The organism is Lentilactobacillus parafarraginis DSM 18390 = JCM 14109 (assembly GCF_001435895.1).
Taxonomy (GTDB): Bacteria; Bacillota; Bacilli; order Lactobacillales; family Lactobacillaceae; genus Lentilactobacillus; species Lentilactobacillus parafarraginis.
Genome location: NZ_AZFZ01000120.1, coordinates 1 through 3,156, shown reverse-complemented (window position 1 = coordinate 3,156; position 3,156 = coordinate 1). Strand labels below are relative to the sequence as shown.

Here is a 3,156-nt window from a genome sequence, read left to right as displayed (position 1 = left end):
GCGTGGCAACGTCCTACCCTCGCAGGGGGCGATCCCCCAACTACTCTTGGCGTGCAGAAGCTTAACTACTGTGTTCGGCATGGGAACAGGTGTATCCTTCTGGCTATCGCCACCACACTATTTTCCTGAAAGAACTTCGTTCTCTCAAAACTAGCTAATATTAATTTTCTGCTTTCGAACACCATTTCTACTTGGTTAAGTCCTCGACCGATTAGTATTGGTCCGCTCCGTACATCACTGCACTTCCACTTCCAACCTATCTACCTGATCTTCTCTCAGGGGTCTTACTTCCATATAGGAATGGGAAATCTCATCTTGAGGCGAGTTTCACACTTAGATGCTTTCAGCGTTTATCTCATCCATACATAGCTACCCAGCGGTGCGCCTGGCGGCGCAACTGGTACACCAGCGGTATGTCCATCCCGGTCCTCTCGTACTAAGGACAGCTCCTCTCAAATTTCCTACGCCCGCGACGGATAGGGACCGAACTGTCTCACGACGTTCTGAACCCAGCTCGCGTACCGCTTTAATGGGCGAACAGCCCAACCCTTGGGACCGACTACAGCCCCAGGATGCGATGAGCCGACATCGAGGTGCCAAACCTCCCCGTCGATGTGGACTCTTGGGGGAGATAAGCCTGTTATCCCCAGGGTAGCTTTTATCCGTTGAGCGATGGCCCTTCCATACGGAACCACCGGATCACTAAGCCCGACTTTCGTCCCTGCTCGACCTGTCTGTCTCGCAGTCAAGCTCCCTTCTGCCTTTACACTCATTGAATGATTTCCAACCATTCTGAGGGAACCTTTGGGCGCCTCCGTTACTGTTTGGGAGGCGACCGCCCCAGTCAAACTGCCTACCTGACACTGTCTCCCGCCACGCTAAGTGGCGCGGGTTAGAGTGTTCACACAGCGAGGGTAGTATCCCACCAATGCCTCCACCGAAACTAGCGTTCCGGCTTCAACGGCTCCTACCTATCCTGTACAAGCTGTGTCAACACCCAATATCAAGCTACAGTAAAGCTCCATGGGGTCTTTCCGTCCTGTCGCGGGTAACCTGCTTCTTCACAGGTATCTCAATTTCACCGAGTCTCTTGTTGAGACAGTGCCCAGATCGTTACGCCTTTCGTGCGGGTCGGAACTTACCCGACAAGGAATTTCGCTACCTTAGGACCGTTATAGTTACGGCCGCCGTTTACTGGGGCTTCATTTCTGGGCTTCGCCGAAGCTAACTCATCCACTTAACCTTCCAGCACCGGGCAGGCGTCAGCCCCTATACGTCATCTTTCGATTTTGCAGAAACCTGTGTTTTTGATAAACAGTCGCCTGGGCCTTTTCACTGCGGCTGTGCTTGCGCACAGCACCCCTTCTCCCGAAGTTACGGGGTCATTTTGCCGAGTTCCTTAACAAGAGTTCACTCGCTCACCTGAGGATTCTCTCCTCGACTACCTGTGTCGGTTTGCGGTACGGGTAGTTGCTGACTCACTAGAAGCTTTTCTCGGCAGTGTGACGTGGGTTGCTTCCCTACTTAAATTTCGGTCCTCATCACGACTTGTCAACCCGCCAAAAAGCATTTAACTCCTTGACTGACTTGTCGCTTGAACATGCGTTTCCAGCTGCATGCACAACTTAGCCTCCTGCGTCCCTCCATCGCTCAAACATCATCAACTAGTACAGGAATCTCAACCTGTTATCCATCGCCTACGCCTTGCGGCCTCGGCTTAGGTCCCGACTAACCCTGGGAGGACGAGCCTTCCCCAGGAAACCTTAGTCATTCGGTGGATCAGATTCTCACTGATCTTTCGCTACTCATACCGGCATTCTCACTTCTAAGCGCTCCACCAGTCCTTACGGTCTGGCTTCATTGCCCTTAGAACGCTCTCCTATCACATGAACAAAGTTCATGTCCGCAGTCTCGGTAATATGCTTAGCCCCGGTAAATTTTCGGCGCGGAATCACTCGACTAGTGAGCTATTACGCACTCTTTAAATGGTGGCTGCTTCTGAGCCAACATCCTAGTTGTCTATGCAACTCCACATCCTTTTCCACTTAGCATATATTTAGGGACCTTAACTGGCGGTCTGGGCTGTTCCCCTTTCGACGATGGATCTTATCACTCACCGTCTGACTCCCGGATAAAAATCAATGGTATTCGGAGTTTATCTGAACTTAGTAACCCATGACGGGCCCCTCGTCCAAACAGTGGCTCTACCTCCATGATTCTACGTCCGAGGCTAGCCCTAAAGCTATTTCGGAGAGAACCAGCTATCTCCAAGTTCGTTTGGAATTTCACCGCTACCCACACCTCATCCCAGCACTTTTCAACGTACACGGGTTCGGCCCTCCAGTGCGTTTTACCGCACCTTCAGCCTGGACATGGGTAGATCACCTGGTTTCGGGTCTACAGCAACATACTAAAACGCCCATTTCAGACTCGCTTTCGCTGCGGCTCCGGCTTTAACACCTTAACCTGGCATGCTACCGTAACTCGCCGGTTCATTCTACAAGAGGCACGCTATCACCCATTAACGGGCTCTAACTGCTTGTAGGCACATGGTTTCAGGAACTGTTTCACTCCCCTTCCGGGGTGCTTTTCACCTTTCCCTCACGGTACTGGTTCACTATCGGTCACTAGGGAGTATTTAGCCTTGGGAGATGGTCCTCCCGGATTCCGACGACGTTTCACGTGTGTCGCCGTACTCAGGATCCTGAACTGAGGGTCATTGATTTCACCTACGGGGCTATCACCCGGTATCGCCAACCTTCCCAGATTGTTCGGTTATCAATGACTTTGGTAACTCAAATGTTCAGTCCTACAACCCCAATGAGCAAGCTCATTGGTTTGGGCTGTTCCCCGTTCGCTCGCCGCTACTGAGGGAATCGAAATTTCTTTATCTTCCTGTGGGTACTGAGATGTTTCAGTTCCCCACGTCTACCTCTGCACAGCTATGAATTCACTGTGCAGTAACAGTTGATTAAAACTGCTGGGTTTCCCCATTCGGAAATCTCCGGATCAAAGCTTACGTACAGCTCCCCGAAGCATATCGGTGTTAGTCCCGTCCTTCATCGGCTCCTAGTGCCAAGGCATCCACCATGCGCCCTTAATAACTTAACCTAATCATCCCTGACGGGATGATCATGTTAATTGAGTATTTGCGAT

General features: G+C 51.4%; 2 rRNA genes. Both read right to left on the bottom strand.

What is annotated here, in order from left to right:
• A 5S ribosomal RNA gene (rrf, locus tag FD47_RS13975) occupies positions 1 to 117 on the bottom strand.
• 74 nt (positions 118 to 191) lie between these two features.
• Positions 192 to 3,111: ribosomal RNA gene (locus FD47_RS13970) — 23S ribosomal RNA — on the bottom strand.
• Positions 3,112 to 3,156: the final 45 nt, after the last annotated feature.